Raw genomic sequence first — 16076 nt, 5'->3', positions numbered from 1 at the left:
GGGCAGCGGCTTGCCCTGGTCGTACGCCCTGACCGGCGGCATGGGCGGTGCGTCGGCCCGGGCCGGGGGAGTCGTGGCCGTGAAGGTCGCGAACGTGACGGCGGACACCAGGAGGGCGCGGCGTGCCGTCACCCTCCTGGCCCTCCTGTGTTTCGCCGCCGAGTGTCTGGGGCGCTTTCTCCGGGACAAGGCACTCTCCTGTCATGTGGTGACGCATCGACTTGTCGCCTGTCGTATGGTGCCTATTCATCATCTTCCGGGGCATATAAGCGGGCGAATGGGCAGAGCGAATGCATCCGCCATTTGATGACAAGTCGACAGAAGAGGGTGCCCAGCAGTCCGATCGGCCTTCCGGTCAGTGCGCCCCGGCCGTCACCACCGTCGCCACCAGAGGCACCGGTGCCAGGCCGCCGACCTCGGCCGAGCCGTCCTCGTACCGGCCCGGCGCCGCGTCCGGCAGGGCCCGCAGCGGCAGTGTGCACACCAGCCGGCCGCTGTCGGCCGCGACCGTGTTGATGTGGGGGTTGGCCCATACGACGAGCGTCCTGCCGCTGTCCTCCATCCGGTATCCCACCCGCTTGGCGACCGTGCCGCCGAGCGCGTGCGGGTAGCGGAACAGCGGCCGGCCGTCGAAGGCGAAGCCGGTCGGGGCGGTGAAGCGCTGAGCGATCCGCCCGGGGTTGACCGGCCGGCCCGCGGGGGCGAGGTAGGCGACGTCGAGGACCGCCGCCGCACCGGGCGCGGCCTGGGGGACGTTCTCCTGCAGGACGGTCAGCGCCTGCTCGTCGGAGACCGGCAGCGGGGTGGCCACCACGACGGAGAGGGCGAGCTCCGTGCGGTGCGCCGCCGGGCCCTTCCCCCGGAGCACCGTGAGCGTGGCGTCGTAGCGCCCGGGCGGTGTGGTCTCGGGCGCCCGCACCCGGAAGACCCCGTCGGCCGTGGCGCCGGCCGGACCCGCCTCCGGCCCCGGATACGTACGCCGCAGGGGCCCTCGCGTGCCGTCCGCCGCGCCGACCAGGCCCTCGGGCAGGGCGAGTTCGACGGTCAGCCCCTCCGTGGCCGCGGCGGCCCCGATCCTCGCGCCCAGGGCGAACTCGTGGTTGCGCTGCACGGTCGCCGGGGTGACCGGCTCGAGAGGCACCTCCTGCGCGCCGCCGCCCGTGCGGGCCGGGTCCGACAGGCCCGCGACCGTGAAGATCCGGCGCACCCGGTGGCTGTCGCACTCGGCCACGAGGAGGTCGTCGCCGGCCACCGCGACCGCGCGCGGGAAGTACAGCTCCGCGCCGAGCGCCCGCCCGCCGTCCTCGTCGTGCTCCGGGGCGCTGCCGCCCGCCACCGTGGAGATCAGGCCGTCCGGCGTGACCACGCGCACCCGCTGGTTGAGGGAGTCGGCGATGTACAGCCGCCCGGCCGCGTCGAGGTCGACGCCGCGCGGCTGGTCCAGGCGGGTCCGGGCGGCGGGCCCGCCGTCACCGTCGTAGCCGGGCAGGCCCGTGCCGGCGATCGTGGTGATCACGCCGTCGGGGGACACCGCGCGGACCCGGTGGGTCCAGCAGTCGGCGATGTAGAGGACGCCGTCGCCGCCGACCGCCACGTCGATGGGGTTGCGCAGCGCGGAGGCGGTCGCCTCGACGCCGTCGCCGCCGAAGCCGGGTTCGCCGGTGCCGGCGACGGTGGTGATGGTGCCGTCGGGGGCGATGCGGCGCACCCGGTGGCCCTTCCACTCCGCCACGTACAGGTTTCCCGCGCCGTCGAGGGCCAGGCCGCGCGGCTCGGCGAAGCGGGCCAGGAGGGCGGGCCCGCCGTCGCCGCCGTGGCCCGCGAAGCCCGTGCCCGCGACGGTGGTGATGACGCCGTCGGGGGAGATCCGACGGATGCGGTGATTCCAGTAGTCGGCGAGATACAGGCCGCCCTCGGCGTCGACGACGAGGCCCCCGGGCTCGTGGACCAGGGCCTCGACGGCCGGTCCGCCGTCGCCGCCGAAGCCGGGCTTGCCGGTGCCGGCGACGGTGGTGATGGTGCCGTCGGGGGCGATGCGGCGTATCCGGTGGCCCTTCCACTCCGCCACGTACACGCCTTTGGCGGCGTCCGCCGCCAGGGCCCGCGGCTGGTCGAGGCCCGCGCGGGACGCGGGCCCGCCGTCGCCGTCGGAACGGGCCTCGCCCGTGCCCGCGATGGTGGTGATGATGCGTACGCCGGTGGGCGCGGCACCCGCGCCCGGACCGTCGATGGCCGTCATGGTCGACCCTCCTCGTGGGGCGGCCGCTGCGGGGACGCACCCAAGGGATCGCCGCGGCGTCGCGGCGGGCCGGGCGCGCGTCGAATTCCGGCCGCGTCGCCCCACGTTAGGCTCCGGCGCCGCGCGGCCGACAGGCCGTCAGGAACGGGCGACGGGACTTCCGGCCAACGTCGGGGTGGCGCGTTCACCCCCGTGACCGTCGACTGACGGGCTGTCAGGATGGCGGGGCCCGGCGCCGCCGGCCCGTGCGTGAGCGAGCCCGAGAGCGAGGAGTCGACCATGGCCGCACCCGACCGTCGCGAACCCTCGCCGCAGCGCCACCCCTGGCAGTGGGAGGAGCGCGAGTGGCGCGGGCACGTCGACCGCGTCCGGGCGGGCCGCAGCCTCAAGCCCGACGGATGGCCGCAGGGCGCCCGGGCGGCCGTGGCGCTGTCCTTCGACACCGACCACGAGACCATCCCGCTGCGCGACGGCCAGACCGGCCCCGGCAAGCTCTCGCAAGGCGAGTACGGCGCCCGCAGGGGAGTGCCGCGCGTGCTCGCGCTGCTGGAGCGGCGCTCCATCCCCGCCACCTTCTTCATGCCGGCCGTCTCCGCCCTGATGCGCCCTCAGGAAGCCCGCGGCTATACGGAGCGCGGCCACGAGGTCGGCATCCACGGCTGGATCCACGAACGCAACATGGAGCTCGAACCCAAGGACGAGCGCGACCTCGCCTTCCGGTGCGCGGACACCCTGGAACGGCTCAGCGGCACGCGACCCGTCGGAATACGCACCCCCTCCTGGGACTTCAGCGACCACACCCTGGACATCAGCCGCGAACTCGGCCTGCTCTACGACTCCTCGCTGATGGCCGACGACGACCCTTACGAAATCCTCGCCGACGGGGAACCAACCGGCATCGTCGAACTCCCACCGGAGTGGATCCGAGACGACGACATCTACTTCGAGATGGACCGGTACTCGCCGCTGCGCCCGCACGGCATGCCGCGCCAAGTCATCGGCGGAATATGGCGTGATGAGTTCGACCTCGCCTATGCGGAGGGCGGGCTCTTCCAGTTGACGATGCATCCGCATGTCATCGGGCACCGCTCGCGCATCGTGGTCCTGGACGAACTGCTGGAGCACATCGCCGGCCACGACGGCATCTGGTTCGCCACGCACGCGGAAGTCGCCCGGTACGTAAAGGAGTGCTCGGAGGCCAGTTCGTAAGCACGGTCGTTCCAGCGCTCGAAGAAACAACCGGAAGCAATTCGGTGCCGACGCTTCGAGCCCCGTGGTGATACCGCACGTCTTCCCGCACTGTTGGGAAACAGGTTGCTTTGCTAAAGTGTCCTCTGCTCATCTTCCGAGAGCAATCGGGGGTCAGTGAGGATGCACCGCAAAAGCATATGATCGACCGCCCACTCAAAAGTCAGCGTGTGCGGCCGTTCCTGCGAACGGACAAGCGAGCCGACGAGCTGGATACCGGGGCGCTCTGACCCTTGATCAGGCTTCTGATCAGGAAGAAGCCTGAGGTCGACCCGGTCGCCGTCCCCGCCGCTTGGCGCACCGTCAAACCCCCCGGTCGTATGGCGCGCCCTTGGTTCCAGGGTGCTCTCGCCTGCCCGGGCTGGATCCAGGAACGCGCATGAGAAACATTCGGGCGACCCGCGACTTCTCCCTCGCATTGCGATTGCTATTGTTCAACCAGTTTGGAATCGACATCGGGTTCTATCTCCTGATGCCGTTTCTGGCGGCATACCTGGAACAAGGTCTGGGAATGTCGGCCGCGCTTGTCGGCCTGGTGCTCGGAGCGCGGAATCTCAGCCAGCAGGGCCTGTTCATCCTGGGCGGCTCCGCGGCCGACCGGCTGGGCCCGCGCGTGGTGATCATCACCGGGTGCGCGCTACGGACCGTGGGCTTCGCCCTCTTCGCCTTCGGGAGCTCGCTGTGGCTGCTGCTGTGCGCCTCCGTGCTCACCGGCCTGGCGGCGGCCCTGTTCTACCCGGCCGTACGCACCTACGTCGCGCTGGAGTCGGGCGAACGCAAGGCCGAGGCCTTCGCGCTCCTCAACGTCTACGCCACCAGCGGCTCCCTCATCGGACTCCTCCTGGGCAGCGTGCTGTTCCTCGCCGACTTCCGGCTGTGCGCCCTGGTGGCCGCCGCGGTCTTCGGGCTGCTGACCATCGCCCAGGCCATGGTCCTGCCCACGCGCGGGGCTCCGCCGCGCGGCCCCTCCGCCACGGTCCTGGCGGACTGGCGCGAAGCGTGCTGCAACCGCAGGTTCCTGCTGTTCTCCCTCGCCACCACCGGCATGTTCACCATGGAGAACCAGCTCTACCTGCTCCTGCCGGAAGGGGCGCTGGACGCCTCGGGCTGGAAGGGCGCGGCAGGCGTGCTGCTGGCCGCGGGGGCCATCGCCAACATGATGTTCCAGCTGCGCATCACCAGAGCCCTGGAACGCAACGGCGGCGGCACCCGGTGGGTGAGCTCGGGGCTCGTCATCATGGGGGTGAGCTTCCTGCCGCCCCTGCTGGTGTGCGGCAGTGAGCCGCCGGGCAGCACGAGCGAGGCGATGGCGCGGACGCTCGTCATGGTGACCGGATCGGTCATGCTCTTCTTCGGCATCATGGTGGCTCACCCGACGGCGATGGAGCTGATCCCGCAGTTCGGCCGCGAGAGCCTGACCGGTACGTACTTCGGGCTCTTCTACGTCTTCTCCGGCATCGCCGCCACCGGCGGCAACGCCGTGGTCGGCCGGGCCATGGACATCGGCAAGCAGGCCGGCCTCTACTGGCTGCCCTGGGTGTGCTGCCTGTCCTTCGGGCTGGCCTCGGCGGGCGCGGTGGCCATGCTCTACCGTGCCCGGATGCTGCCCGGCGTGCCCGTGCCGTCCAGCACACCCGTGGCCGAGGGCCCCGTGGTGGGCACGGCGACGATGGGCAAGGTGATGGGCACCGCCGTCGTCAAGCGGGCCGCGGCCCCCGTCGTCCCGATGGCCCCCGCGACGCCGGGGACCCCCTCGGCGGCGAAGGGCCCCCAGCGCCCCACCCCCGCCCTGGAGTCGACGGCCAACGCGAGCGAAGGCATCAGGCCCCCGGACACGGCCCGGCTGCCCGGCCCGGCCAGAGCCACCGACGACACCTCCGACCAGCCACCCCGCTGACGGCGGCGGGCCGCGGGGCGAGCGGTGCCGGACGCGTCCGGCACCGCTCGCCCTCGCCCTCCCGGGAGATCCGGCCACGGAAAAGACCGCGCACCGCGCGGTCGCCGGACTCCCGGGCCGTCGGCGGAAGGCGCTGACTTCCCTTCCAGGGCAGGCAATTATGCGGCTGTCATGGAATCCTCCCCGGTGAACCTGGCGCGTTCACTACCTTGCAGTAGGTGCGGCCCGCCCCATAAATTCGAAGATCCGGGGGCAGGTTTCCCGGGTCGGCGAAGGGGCCGGTGCCGGGCAGTCTCGGGGAGGCGTCTTGGTGGGCCTTGCGACCGGACCCGCGAATCCGCCAAGGGAAGGCGGATCTCCGGTGCCGCTCACCCCGGTTGTCGCTTTACACCTGTCCGTCGACGGATATCCGACCGTCCTGTGGCTCAAATTGGAGTCACACAATCCGCACGGATCCGTAAAGGGCCGTACCGCGCTCGCCCTGTGGCAGGATGTCGCCGACCGGGTGGACCCGGAATTCGGCATCATCGAATCGACCTCGGGCAATCTCGGCCTCGCCCTCGCCGCCGTCGCGGCGACCAACGGGGTGCCGTTCACCGCCGTCGTGGACCCCCGGAGCAGCGCGTCCCTCGTGGACGCCGTACGCGCGCTCGACGGACGCGTGGTCACCGTCGACGAGCCCGACGGCGCCGGCGGCTACCTGCTCAGCAGGCTCGCCCTGATCCGGGAACGGCTGTCCGTCCAGCCCCGGCTGGTCTGGCCCGATCAGTACGCCAACCCGGCCAACCCCGCGGTGCACGCCCGCGAGACCGCCCCCGAGCTACGCGCGCAGATACCGGAGGGGCCGACGAGCGTGCTGGTGGCGGTCTCCACGGGCGGCACCCTGGCGGGCTTCCGCGACTACGCGCTCGCGGCCCGGCCCGACTGGGAGCTGGTCGGCGTCGACGTCGTCGGCTCGGCGGCCCTCGGCGCCGGCTCCGGGCGGCGCGTCCTGTCCGGCATCGGCGCCAGCCGCCGCTCGGCGTTCCTGCCCGACGGCCACCGCCCCACCGTCTGGGTCACGCCCCAGGAGGCGGTCAGCGCCTGCCTGTGGCTCGCGGAGTCCACCGGCGTGGGCGTCGGCGGCAGTTCGGGCGCGCTGATCGCGACGGCCCTGCGGCTCTTCAGGGCCTCCTCCCGGCGCACCAGCGTGGCGTGCCTGTGCCCCGACGGCGCCGACCGCTACCTCGACAGCGTGTACTCCGCCTCCTGGAGGGACCGCCAGGGCCTGGCGCCCGTGGACGTGGGCCGAGGCGTCGAGATCGTCGCCGTGCACCATCCGCCGCGCGACCCCGCCGCCTCGGGCGCGGCCTGGTCCGCGGCCCGCAGAGCGCCCGCACCCGGCGAACCCCCGAAGGGACGGTCGTGATGACCGCGGCCGAACCCCGTCGCGAGTGGGACGAACGCGCCGGCGTACGCTCCTGCCCGCGCCGCGTCCTCGGCGACGAACTGGAGCGCGGACAGCTGTTCTTCCCGCCCGCGCTCGTCCCCTACCTCGACCATCCGCTGGTACGGGCCCTGCCCGCCGACCGGCGGCGGGCCCTGCTCGCCCGGCACCTCTACCACTACCTCGGATTCACCGCGCAGTTCGAGACCCGGGTGGTCAACCGGGCCACCGACCGCATCGCCGGCGGCCGCAGCGGACTGCGGGCCTCCACCGCGACCCGCCTCGACGCCTACCGCATCTACGTCGACGAGGGGTACCACTCCCTCTACAGCCTCGACGTCATCGACCAGGTCTCCCGGGCGTCCGGAATCCCGCCCGCCCCCTACGACTTCGGGCCCTTCCTGGCCCGGCTGGACGCGGTGGGGGAGCGGGCCCTGCCGGACGAGGGCCCGCTGGCCCAGCTCCTGCAGGTCGTGGTCTTCGAAACGCTGATCACGTCGATCCTCAACGACGTGCCCAAGGACGCCGGCGTCCTGACGGTCGTCCGCGACATCGTCCGCGACCACGCGCGGGACGAGGGCTGGCACCACGCCTTCTTCTCCGCGCTCTTCCGCGAGCTGTGGGCCCAGCAGCCCGCACCCCTGCGGGCCCGCGTCGCCCGCTGCCTGCCCGGCCTGATCCGCTCCAGCCTGCTGCCCGACCTGCGCCCGGTGCGGGCCTCGCTGGCCGCCGCCGGCCTCGGCCCGGCCGCGGTGGCCGACGTCGTGGCGGACTCCTATCCGGCGCGGCGGGTCGACGAGGACGTCAGGAGGGCTTCCCGGCACGCTGTACGGCTGTTCGAGGAGACCGGGGTGCTGGACGTGCCCGGAGGCCGGGACGCCTTCGCCACGGCCGAGTTGCTGCGCTGACGAGCGGTCCGGGGCCGGCCGCGGCCGGCCCGCCACGGGGTGCGGCCAGGAGCCGGGCCCTCCACCCGACCCGAGGAGTGAGGTTTTCGATGGGCGACACCCCCATCCCGCGAGGCCCCGGCCAGGAGTACGGCCTGTTCTCGCTGGCCGAGCTGCCACCCCCGCTCATCACGGGCCTCACCGCGCGCTCGGTCGAGCTCTTCCACGACGCCAGGGCCCACGACCGCCCCCTGGACGGCCAGGTGGCGGGCGTGCTGTTCACCAGATCCTCGACCCGTACCCGTACCGCCTTCACCGTCGGCGCCATCCGGCTGGGCGCGGCCCCCGTCGCCTTCGGCCCCGGCGATCTGCAGCTGAACACCGGGGAGTCGCTCGCCGACACCGGGCGGGTCCTCGGCTCGATGCTCGACCTCCTCATAGCCCGCACCGCCGGCCCCCTCGACGAACTGCGGCAGCTCTCCCGCCAGGGCGGGCTGCCCGTCGTCAACGCGATGGCGGCGCAGGAGCACCCCAGCCAGGGCGTGTGCGACCTCGCCACCCTCGCCCTCACCTTCGGCGACCTCACCGGTATCCGGGTGCTCTACGTCGGCGAGGGCAACAACACCGCCGTCGCCCTCGCGCACGGCCTCGCCGCCGTCCCCGGCGCCCACGTCACCTTCGCCACCCCGCCCGGATACGGCCTGCCACGGGACGAACTGCGCACGGCCGAGCGCCGGGCGGGCACGGTCGGCGCGGTCGTCGAGGAGGTCCACGCCCTCGAGCCCGCCCCCAGCGACGTGGACGTCGTCTACACCACCCGCTGGCAGACCACCGGCACGCTCAAGCACGACCCCGACTGGAGGGAGGCCTTCCGGCCCTTCCACGTCGATGAGGCGCTGCTGGACCGCTGGCCCCGGGCGTCGTTCATGCACGACCTGCCCGCCCACCGGGGCGACGAGGTCGCCGGCCGCGTCCTGGACGGCCCCCGGTCGCTGGCCTGGACCCAGGCGGCCATGAAGCTGTCCAGCGCGATGGCGGTGCTGGAGTGGGCCGCCGCGCCGCACGGCTGACACCCCCGAGCCCGCCCGACCGAGCCCATACCACTTCACCGACAGGGGTCCTCATGCCGAACGTCTCCCGTGTCCTGTCCTACGCGCACCTGACCGGGACCGACCTCGTCCCGCCCAGCTGCCCGCAGGTCTTCTTCGAACCGGCCGACACCGAGATCGGGGTGTGGGTGGCCCAGGACCTGTTCACCGAGGGCTGCTCCGTCCTCGACCTGGGATCGGGCAGCGGTGCGGCGGCCGCAGCGATGGCCCGCGCCGGGGCCGCCCGCGTCCACGGGGTCGACTCGGGCGCGGAGACGGTGGCCTGGGCGAGCGAGCACTACGCCTCCCGCAACGGCGACGGCCGCGTCACCGTGGCCCGCGGCGACTTCGCGCGCATGACCACCGGGGAACTGCTGGCCACCGCCCCCGCCCCGCTGCCCCGGCCGCTGGTGGTCACCAGCAACCCGCCCTACGTCCCGCTCACCCCGCAGGCCGACGTGCGGCGCCGCTCCATCAGCGGGGGCCCCGACGGACTGAAGTGGGCTCCGGCGATCATCGGGCACGGCCGTGCGCTCCGCAGCGACCTGGGGCTGACGATCGGCAGCTACTCCACGCCCCGCAAGGCCGTACAGCTGCTGGAGGCGGCCGGCTACCGCGTGCACGCCGTCACGCTCTGCCCGCTGCCGCTGGGCGAGTTCACCCTGGCCAACATGGAGCAGGTGCTCGCTTTGGAAGAGGCGGGCGAGGCGGTCCTGTGGCGCCCGGGCGACGGCGTGCCCGCCTACTTCATCGTGGGCCTGGCCTGCCGCTGGACGGGGCCGGGCACGGCCACCGCGCACGACAGGCTCTCCGGGGACGGGCTGCTCGGGCTGCTGCGCATCGCCGCCCGCTCACGCACCTCCCGCCTGGAGGCCCTGGACGGACCGCGCCCGGACGGCTGGAGAGGCCCCCTGCGGGTCCTGGACCTGCCGGCGGCCGCGGTCCGCCACCACTGGTGAGCCGAAGGAGACGAGGACACGTGAACGACGACGCAGCGCATCCGGCGCTCCCGGCGCTCGTCTCGCCCGTCAGCGTCACCGCCGGCGCGGTGCTGCACAGCGCCGACTTCATCCGCCCCCGGCTGCTGGCCTCGGGCCACGACCGCGTCGTGCTGTACGCGGGCGTCCAGATCAACGGCACCCCCCACCTGGGGACCAACGTCATGCAGACCGCCGCCTTCCTGCTCGCGCGGGCGGCGCGGGAACGCTTCGGGGTGCGGGTCCTCGTACGCTTCGGGGCCCTGGACAACGCCCCGTACGAGACCCGCCGCTGCCCGGAGACCGGCAGCCTCTACGAGCGCTCCTTCGGGTACGTCCTCGGCGCGGCCCACGTCGGGGAACTGGTCGGGCGGTACTACGGCGGGCTCTTCGACGAGCTGTCCGCGGCCACGGGCGTCCCGTACGAGGTGGAGACGTACACGGACCAGCAGTCGGGGCGTGGCTTCCGGGAGGAGTTCCTGGCGTCGCTGGAGCTGATGGACCGGCTGCGCTGGGTGCTCGCGCCCTCCAGCGGCACGGTGCCGGTCAGCTTTCCGTGCCCGCGCTGCGGCTGGTCGCAGAAGCACGGCGAGCAGACCGAGCTGCTCTCGGCCGGTGCCCGGGAGGCCCACTTCGCGGCGGTCTGCCTCGAGCACGGCAAGTACCGGGTGGAGGTCGCGCCGGGGACGGAGGCGTTCATAGGGCTGACGACCCTGCACCGCAACCTCGTCAAGGAACGGGTGGCCGACCGCGAGGACGCGCTGCCCGTGATCGTCAAGGGGGCGGACTGGGCGCCGGGCTGCCGCCTCGTGGACGAGGCGTTCCTGTGCTACCCGGGCGCCCTGCCGCCGCCGCGGGTCTTCACACCGGTGGTGCTCTCCGACTCCGGCGCCAAGCTGTCCAAGACCCTCATCCGCCAGGGCACGGCCGACCTGTCGGAGGCGACCGAGCCCTGGATGCTGGACGCCTCGGCGTGGCCCGGCCCGCAGCGGGAGTACGCGCGGATGCTGCTCGGCCTCGTGGCGCGCATGCTCTCCGAACCGCGCCACTTCGAGCGCGGCTATACGACGCGGGAGGTGGCCCGCCTCATCGGCCGCCGGGCCCCGAATCCGTCCGGGGGACCGGGATGACGTCGCGGTTGGCCAGATAGCGGGGGCGCGGCCGGGGGGCCGCGTAGGGGACGCCGAGGGGGTTGCGCACGCTGTTGTAGACCACGAAGAGGTTGGTGCGCGGGAAGGGCGAGACGTTTCCGCTGGAGGCGTGGAGGCAGTTGCAGTCGAACATGACGGCCGAACCGGGCGCCCCCGTGAACTGCCGGATGCCGTGCCGCTCGGCCAGGGCCGTCACACCCGCCCGGTCGGCCGAGCCGGCCGGCAGGTTCTTCCCCAGCAACGACAGCTTGTGGTAGTCGGCGGGCGTTTCGCCGACCGAGGGGACGAACGTCCGGTGCGAACCCGGAATGATCATCAGGGGGCCGTTGAACGGCATGTTCTTCGTGAGCGCGATGGACAGGCTCAGCGCCCGGGGCGCGGGCATGCCGTCCTCGGAATGCCAGGTCTCGAAGTCGGAATGCCAGCCGAACGGCGAACCCCCGAAGGCCGCTTTGTAGTTCACCCGGCTCTGGTGGACGTACACCTCCGAACCGAGGATCTGGCGCGCCAGCGAGGCGAGCGGATCGGAGCGGATGACGGCGCCGAACACCTCGGACAGCTCGTGCACTTCGAAGAGCGAACGGATGCCGTCGGAGTCGGGCTCCATCACCATGCGCTCGGTGCCGCGCAGGGAACTGTCGGCGGTCATCCGCCCGATTTCCGCCCGGCATCGCGCGACCTGCTCCTCGCTGAGCAGCGCGTCGAAGGAGAGGAAGCCGTCGCGCTCGTACGCCGCCAGCCGCCCGGCGTCCAGCGGCCCGTCCGTGCCGTCTCCCCAGACGACGGGGTGGCTTCGCTCGACCGGGACCGACTCGGTGACATAGCGGGTGGGATAGGGGTCGTGCGCGGTGCCGGGCGCGGGGGAGGAGGACATCGCCGCAACTCCTGAAGTATCGGGGATACCGGGACGAAGGGCTGTGAAATTTCCGAGGACACCGTGGAAATCCGCTGCATGGCTTCCCGTGCGGACGGTCCCGAAAACGCGGCCGCCTTGCGCGCGGGGGGTTTCGGTCAAGGTCGCGGAACCGGGCGGATCCGTATCCCGTTACGGCGCCGCCTGCCACGCCGCGCCAGCCACCTGGCGCAGGCGGACAGCGCCAGGCACATCCCGATGTACATCGGGCCGACGACGAGGAGAACGGGTATGTAGGGATAGCCGGAAGGCGTCGCCGTGTTCTGGGCCAGGAGCTTTCCCGCGTAGAGGAGTTCCTCGTAGGTGATGATGAAACCGAGCGAGGTGTCCTTGAGGGTCACCACGATCTGGCTGACGATCGCGGGCAGCATCGACCGTACGGCCTGGGGCAGGACGACCGTCAGCATCACCTGGGTCTTGCGCAGCCCCAGGGCGTACGCCGCCTCCCGCTGCCCCCGGGGCACGGCCAGCGCCCCGGCCCGCAGGATCTCCGCCTGCACGGACCCGTTGTACAGCGCGATGCCGATGACCAGGGCCCACAGGGTGGGGCTGGCGAAGTTGTCCGCGAGCCAGTTGCCCGTACGGCCCAGCTCCGTCCGCAGGAAGCGCCCGACGGTGGCGACGCAGGACCGCAGCCAGCCCGTGTTGTACAGCGCGAAGATCATGATGAGCAGCGGCATGGCCCGGAAGAACTCCACCAGCGCCGTCGTGGGCCAGCGCAGCAGACGGTGCTCCGAGAGCCGTCCGCAGGCGAGCAACAGGCCCAGCAGCATCGAGAGCACCACGGCCAGGGAGAACGCCTTGAGCGTCTCCAGCGCGCCGATCAGGATCCGCCGCTGCACCCCCTCGTAGGCGAACGCCTCCCACATCGCCGGCGTGAACTGCCCGGCGTCGCGCAGCCGCACGATCACATAGCCGGCCAGGGCGGCGATGCCCAGGACCGCCAGGACCCCTATGAGGGCATGGCGGCGGCGGGCGCGTGGGCCCGGGGTGTCGAAGAGGACGGAGCTCACCGCGATACCGCCAGCCGGTGCTCGAGGATCCGGAAGAGGCCGCTGATGGTGAGGATGAGCAGGAGGTAGGCGACGGAGACCCACAGGAAGACCGTCAGGATGGCGTAGCCCCGCTCGACGAGGGACTTCTCCACGCTGAACAGCTCGTAGACGCTGAAGCCGCCGGCGAGGGCCGAGTTCTTGGTGAGCGTGATCATCAGGCTGCCGACGGGCGGGACGACGGCCCGGCCGGCCTGCGGCAGCACGACCAGACGGGCCGTCTGGGAGAAGGACATGCCCAGGCTGCGCGCCGCCTCCGCCTGGCCGACGTCGACGGTGTTGACGCCCGACCGGAGCGCCTCGCAGACGAACGCGGAGGTGTAGACGCCCAGGGTCAGTACGGCGAGCGTGAAGTAGCTCAGCCCGGACAGCCCCACCATCGGCAGGCCCAGGGTGACGCCGAAGAACAGCAGCGTCAGGGGCGTGTTGCACAGCACGGTCACCCCGGCGGCACCGAACGCGCGCAGCGGAGGGACGGGGCAGACCCGGAAGAGGGCCAGGACGGTGCCCAGGCTCAGGGCGAGCAGCGCGCTGAGCCCGGTCAGGGCCACGGTACCGAGGAAACCTCTGCGGAAGAGGCCGACGTTGTCGAGCAGTACGTGCACGGTCGCCTCCGTGGCCTCGGCGGGCCCGCGTGCCGGCCCGGGCGGGTGGGTACTTCCGGGTGGGTACTTCGGGGGCGGGAGGTGACCGCGCGGGAAGCCGCGGTCCCGCCGGGTCAGTACCGGATCACCTCCGGCGGGGCGGGGGCGGGCGCGCCGGACCGGCCGAGGGTGGCGTCGTAGGCCCTGAGCCAGTCGCCGTTGCGGCGGTGGCGCTCCAGCGCGTCGTTGACCGCGTCGCGCAGGGCCTTGTCGCCGCGGGTCAGCCCTACGCCGTAGGGCTCCCGGGAGAAGGGCCTGCCGAGGACGCGCAGTCTGCCGCCGTTCTGCGCGGCGTACCCCTTCAGTATGGTGTCGTCGCTGGTCACCGCGTCCGTCTCACCACTGATCAGGTCCTGGACGCACTGGGCGTAGCTGTCGTGCCCGCTCACCCGGGCGCCGTAGGCGGGGTCCTCGATGCGGTGGAAGGGCGTGGAGCCGGTGACCGAGCACACCCGCCTGCCCTTGAGGTCGCCGGGGCCGCGGATGTTCTTCTCGCCCTGTCTGACCAGCAGGTCCTGTCCGGCGACGTAGTACGGCCCGGCGAAGGAGACGTGCTTCTTGCGCTCGTCGTTGATGGTGTACGCGGCGACGTAGAAGTCGACGTCCCCCTTGGCGATGGCCGTTTCGCGGCCCTGCGGGGAGACGGTCTTCCAGGTGATCCGCCCCGGCCCGAACCCGAGGTCGGCCGCGACCATCTTCGCGATCTCGATGTCGAAGCCGAAGCGACGGCCGGTGACGGGGTCCTCGAAGCCCAGGAACGGATGGTCGGACTTCACCCCGATCACGATCCGGTGGGCGGCCCTGGCGTGCCGCAGGGCGGGCGACCCGCTGACGGTCACATCCGGGTTGACCGGATAGGCTATCCGGTGCTCCCCGTCCCCGATCAGGGCGGCGACGCTGCCCGGGGGAACGCCCTGACGGCCGCAGGAGACCAGTGAGGCCAGTGCGAACAGTGCGACGGTCGCGACCAGTGGACTCCTCGGCCTCATTCCGCTCCAGGTGAGAGCATCCGGACCCTAAGGTGACCACCAGAATACCGAGCGTGGCGTGGCGCGCTACCGGTAGTGCAGGCCAGTGCCGGCCGCGGAAGGTCATACGTCTTGCGCGGCGGGGCCCGGCGCCGCAGAGTCGATGCATGGCCATCGCAACGGTGAACCCAGCGAACGGCGAGACGCTCAAGACCTTCGACGCGCTCGGCCCGGAGGAGATCGAGCGACGCCTGGCCACCGCTGCGGCGGCCTTCCGGAGCTACCGCACGACGGACTTCGCCGAACGGGCGCGGCTGCTCGGCCGGGCCGCCGACCTCCTGGACGACGACCAGGACGACATCGCCCGCACGATGACGACCGAGATGGGCAAGCCGCTCGCCGCGGCGCGGGCGGAGACGGCGAAGTGCGCGAAGGCGATGCGCTGGTACGCCGGCAACGCGGAGCGGCTGCTGGCCGACGAGGTGCCGCCGGCGGCGGAGGTGAAGGACTCCGGGGCGGCGCACGCCCGCGTGCACTACCGCCCGATGGGGGTGATCCTCGCCGTCATGCCGTGGAACTTCCCCTTGTGGCAGGTGGTGCGCTTCGCGGCGCCCGCCCTCATGGCCGGCAACGTCGGCCTGCTCAAGCACGCCTCGAACGTGCCGCAGACCGCGCTGTACCTCGAGGACCTCTTCCGCAGGGCGGGCTTCCCCGAAGGCTGCTTCCAGACCCTGCTGGTGGGCTCCGGGGCGGTCGAGTCCGTCCTGCGCGACCCCAGGGTCGTCGCGGCGACCCTCACCGGGAGCGAACCGGCGGGCCGCTCGGTGGCGGCCGTGGCGGGCGACGAGGTCAAGAAGACGGTCCTGGAGCTGGGCGGCAGCGACCCCTACGTGGTGATGCCCTCGGCCGACCTCGCCCGCGCGGTGCGCACCGCCGTGACGGCCCGCGTCCAGAACAACGGCCAGTCCTGCATCGCGGCCAAGCGCTTCATCGTGCACGCCGACGTCTACGACACCTTCGCCGAGCGCTTCACCGCCCTGATGGCGGGGCTGACCGTCGGGGACCCCATGGCGGACTCCACGGACGTCGGCCCCCTCGCCACGGAACGGGGCCGCGCCGACCTGGAGGAGCTCGTCGACGACGCCGTCCGCCGCGGCGCGACCGCCCTGTGCGGCGGCCGCCGCCCCACCGACCCCGCCGAGCTGACCCGGGGCTGGTACTACGAACCCACCGTCCTGACCGGCATCACCCCGGACATGCGCATCCACCACGAGGAGGCCTTCGGCCCCGTGGCCTCGCTGTACCGCGTGCGCGACCTGGACGAGGCCATCGAGCTGGCCAACGACTCGCCCTTCGGCCTCAGTTCCAACGTCTGGACGCGCGACGAGGCCGAACAACGCCGCTTCGTACGGGACATGGAGGCCGGCGGCGTCTTCTTCAACGGCATGACGGCCTCCCACCCGGCGCTGCCCTTCGGCGGAGTGAAGCGGTCGGGCTACGGCCGGGAGCTGTCGGGCCACGGCATTCGTGAGTTCTGCAACGTCACGACGGTCTGGCACGGGGCGGAGCCGGGCGGGGGGTGAGGG

13 protein-coding genes are annotated in these 16076 nt (G+C 72.5%); 8 read left to right on the top strand and 5 right to left on the bottom strand.

What is annotated here, in order from left to right; translation table 11 throughout:
• Positions 1-355: 355 nt before the first annotated feature.
• Entirely contained in the window at positions 356-2239 is a 1884-nt protein-coding gene (locus tag AB0G59_RS11140; protein WP_360910269.1) for an NHL repeat-containing protein, read from the bottom strand.
• 279 nt (positions 2240-2518) lie between these two features.
• On the opposite strand from AB0G59_RS11140, the gene AB0G59_RS11135 reads away from it, so the two are divergent.
• From AB0G59_RS11135 to AB0G59_RS11105, 7 genes are all read left to right on the top strand, one after another.
• Positions 2519-3448, top strand: coding sequence for a polysaccharide deacetylase (locus AB0G59_RS11135; protein WP_360910267.1), 930 nt, complete (start codon positions 2519-2521; stop codon positions 3446-3448).
• A gap of 418 nt (positions 3449-3866) precedes the next feature.
• On the top strand, positions 3867-5384 hold the full coding sequence (locus tag AB0G59_RS11130) for an MFS transporter (protein WP_360910265.1): 1518 nt from the start codon (positions 3867-3869) through the stop codon (positions 5382-5384).
• 310 nt (positions 5385-5694) lie between these two features.
• Positions 5695-6792 carry a pyridoxal-phosphate dependent enzyme gene (locus AB0G59_RS11125; protein WP_360910263.1) on the top strand — a complete coding sequence of 366 codons (1098 nt, stop codon included), beginning with the start codon at positions 5695-5697 and terminating at the stop codon, positions 6790-6792.
• Positions 6792-7718 carry a diiron oxygenase gene (locus tag AB0G59_RS11120; protein ID WP_360910261.1) on the top strand — a complete coding sequence of 309 codons (927 nt, stop codon included), beginning with the start codon at positions 6792-6794 and terminating at the stop codon, positions 7716-7718. The genes AB0G59_RS11125 and AB0G59_RS11120 overlap by 1 nt, the downstream gene beginning before the upstream one ends.
• 89 nt (positions 7719-7807) lie before the next feature.
• Positions 7808-8767: an ornithine carbamoyltransferase gene (locus AB0G59_RS11115; protein ID WP_360910259.1), complete on the top strand. Its 960-nt coding sequence runs from the start codon at positions 7808-7810 to the stop codon at positions 8765-8767.
• 53 nt (positions 8768-8820) lie between these two features.
• Entirely contained in the window at positions 8821-9744 is a 924-nt protein-coding gene (locus AB0G59_RS11110; protein ID WP_360910257.1) for a methyltransferase domain-containing protein, read from the top strand.
• Positions 9745-9764: 20 nt separating this feature from the next.
• Entirely contained in the window at positions 9765-10892 is a 1128-nt protein-coding gene (locus AB0G59_RS11105; RefSeq protein ID WP_360910255.1) for a hypothetical protein, read from the top strand.
• Here AB0G59_RS11105 and thpD read toward each other — a convergent pair.
• The 4 genes from thpD to AB0G59_RS11085 form a co-directional block, all read right to left on the bottom strand.
• Positions 10849-11787 carry an ectoine hydroxylase gene (gene thpD / locus AB0G59_RS11100; RefSeq protein ID WP_360910252.1) on the bottom strand — a complete coding sequence of 313 codons (939 nt, stop codon included), beginning with the start codon at positions 11785-11787 and terminating at the stop codon, positions 10849-10851. The two genes, AB0G59_RS11105 and thpD, sit on opposite strands and share 44 nt — an antisense overlap.
• A gap of 137 nt (positions 11788-11924) precedes the next feature.
• On the bottom strand, positions 11925-12839 hold the full coding sequence (locus AB0G59_RS11095; RefSeq protein ID WP_360910249.1) for an amino acid ABC transporter permease: 915 nt from the start codon (positions 12837-12839) through the stop codon (positions 11925-11927).
• Positions 12836-13483 carry an amino acid ABC transporter permease gene (locus tag AB0G59_RS11090; RefSeq protein ID WP_360910247.1) on the bottom strand — a complete coding sequence of 216 codons (648 nt, stop codon included), beginning with the start codon at positions 13481-13483 and terminating at the stop codon, positions 12836-12838. Before AB0G59_RS11090 ends, AB0G59_RS11095 begins: the two co-directional genes overlap by 4 nt.
• A 113-nt stretch (positions 13484-13596) precedes the next feature.
• Positions 13597-14511 carry a glutamate ABC transporter substrate-binding protein gene (locus AB0G59_RS11085; RefSeq protein WP_360910245.1) on the bottom strand — a complete coding sequence of 305 codons (915 nt, stop codon included), beginning with the start codon at positions 14509-14511 and terminating at the stop codon, positions 13597-13599.
• Between the two features lie 146 nt (positions 14512-14657).
• On the opposite strand from AB0G59_RS11085, the gene AB0G59_RS11080 reads away from it, so the two are divergent.
• Complete coding sequence (locus AB0G59_RS11080; protein ID WP_360910243.1) at positions 14658-16073, top strand: NADP-dependent succinic semialdehyde dehydrogenase; 1416 nt, start codon at positions 14658-14660, stop codon at positions 16071-16073.
• Positions 16074-16076: the final 3 nt, after the last annotated feature.

It is taken from the genome of Streptomyces sp. NPDC021096 (genome assembly GCF_040641275.1).
GTDB lineage: Bacteria > Actinomycetota > Actinomycetes > Streptomycetales > Streptomycetaceae > Streptomyces.
This window is presented reverse-complemented; position numbering and strand designations above follow the sequence as displayed.

What these genes read in the sequence shown, in the direction of transcription:
- AB0G59_RS11140 (WP_360910269.1), bottom strand. Translation starts at nt 2,239, where the DNA reads ATGACGGCCATCGACGGTCCGGGCGCGGGTGCCGCGCCCACCGGCGTA.
- AB0G59_RS11135 (WP_360910267.1), top strand. Translation starts at nt 2,519, where the DNA reads ATGGCCGCACCCGACCGTCGCGAACCCTCGCCGCAGCGCCACCCCTGG.
- AB0G59_RS11130 (WP_360910265.1), top strand. Translation starts at nt 3,867, where the DNA reads ATGAGAAACATTCGGGCGACCCGCGACTTCTCCCTCGCATTGCGATTG.
- AB0G59_RS11120 (WP_360910261.1), top strand. Translation starts at nt 6,792, where the DNA reads ATGACCGCGGCCGAACCCCGTCGCGAGTGGGACGAACGCGCCGGCGTA.
- AB0G59_RS11115 (WP_360910259.1), top strand. Translation starts at nt 7,808, where the DNA reads ATGGGCGACACCCCCATCCCGCGAGGCCCCGGCCAGGAGTACGGCCTG.
- AB0G59_RS11110 (WP_360910257.1), top strand. Translation starts at nt 8,821, where the DNA reads ATGCCGAACGTCTCCCGTGTCCTGTCCTACGCGCACCTGACCGGGACC.
- thpD (WP_360910252.1), bottom strand. Translation starts at nt 11,787, where the DNA reads ATGTCCTCCTCCCCCGCGCCCGGCACCGCGCACGACCCCTATCCCACC.
- AB0G59_RS11085 (WP_360910245.1), bottom strand. Translation starts at nt 14,511, where the DNA reads ATGAGGCCGAGGAGTCCACTGGTCGCGACCGTCGCACTGTTCGCACTG.
- AB0G59_RS11080 (WP_360910243.1), top strand. Translation starts at nt 14,658, where the DNA reads ATGGCCATCGCAACGGTGAACCCAGCGAACGGCGAGACGCTCAAGACC.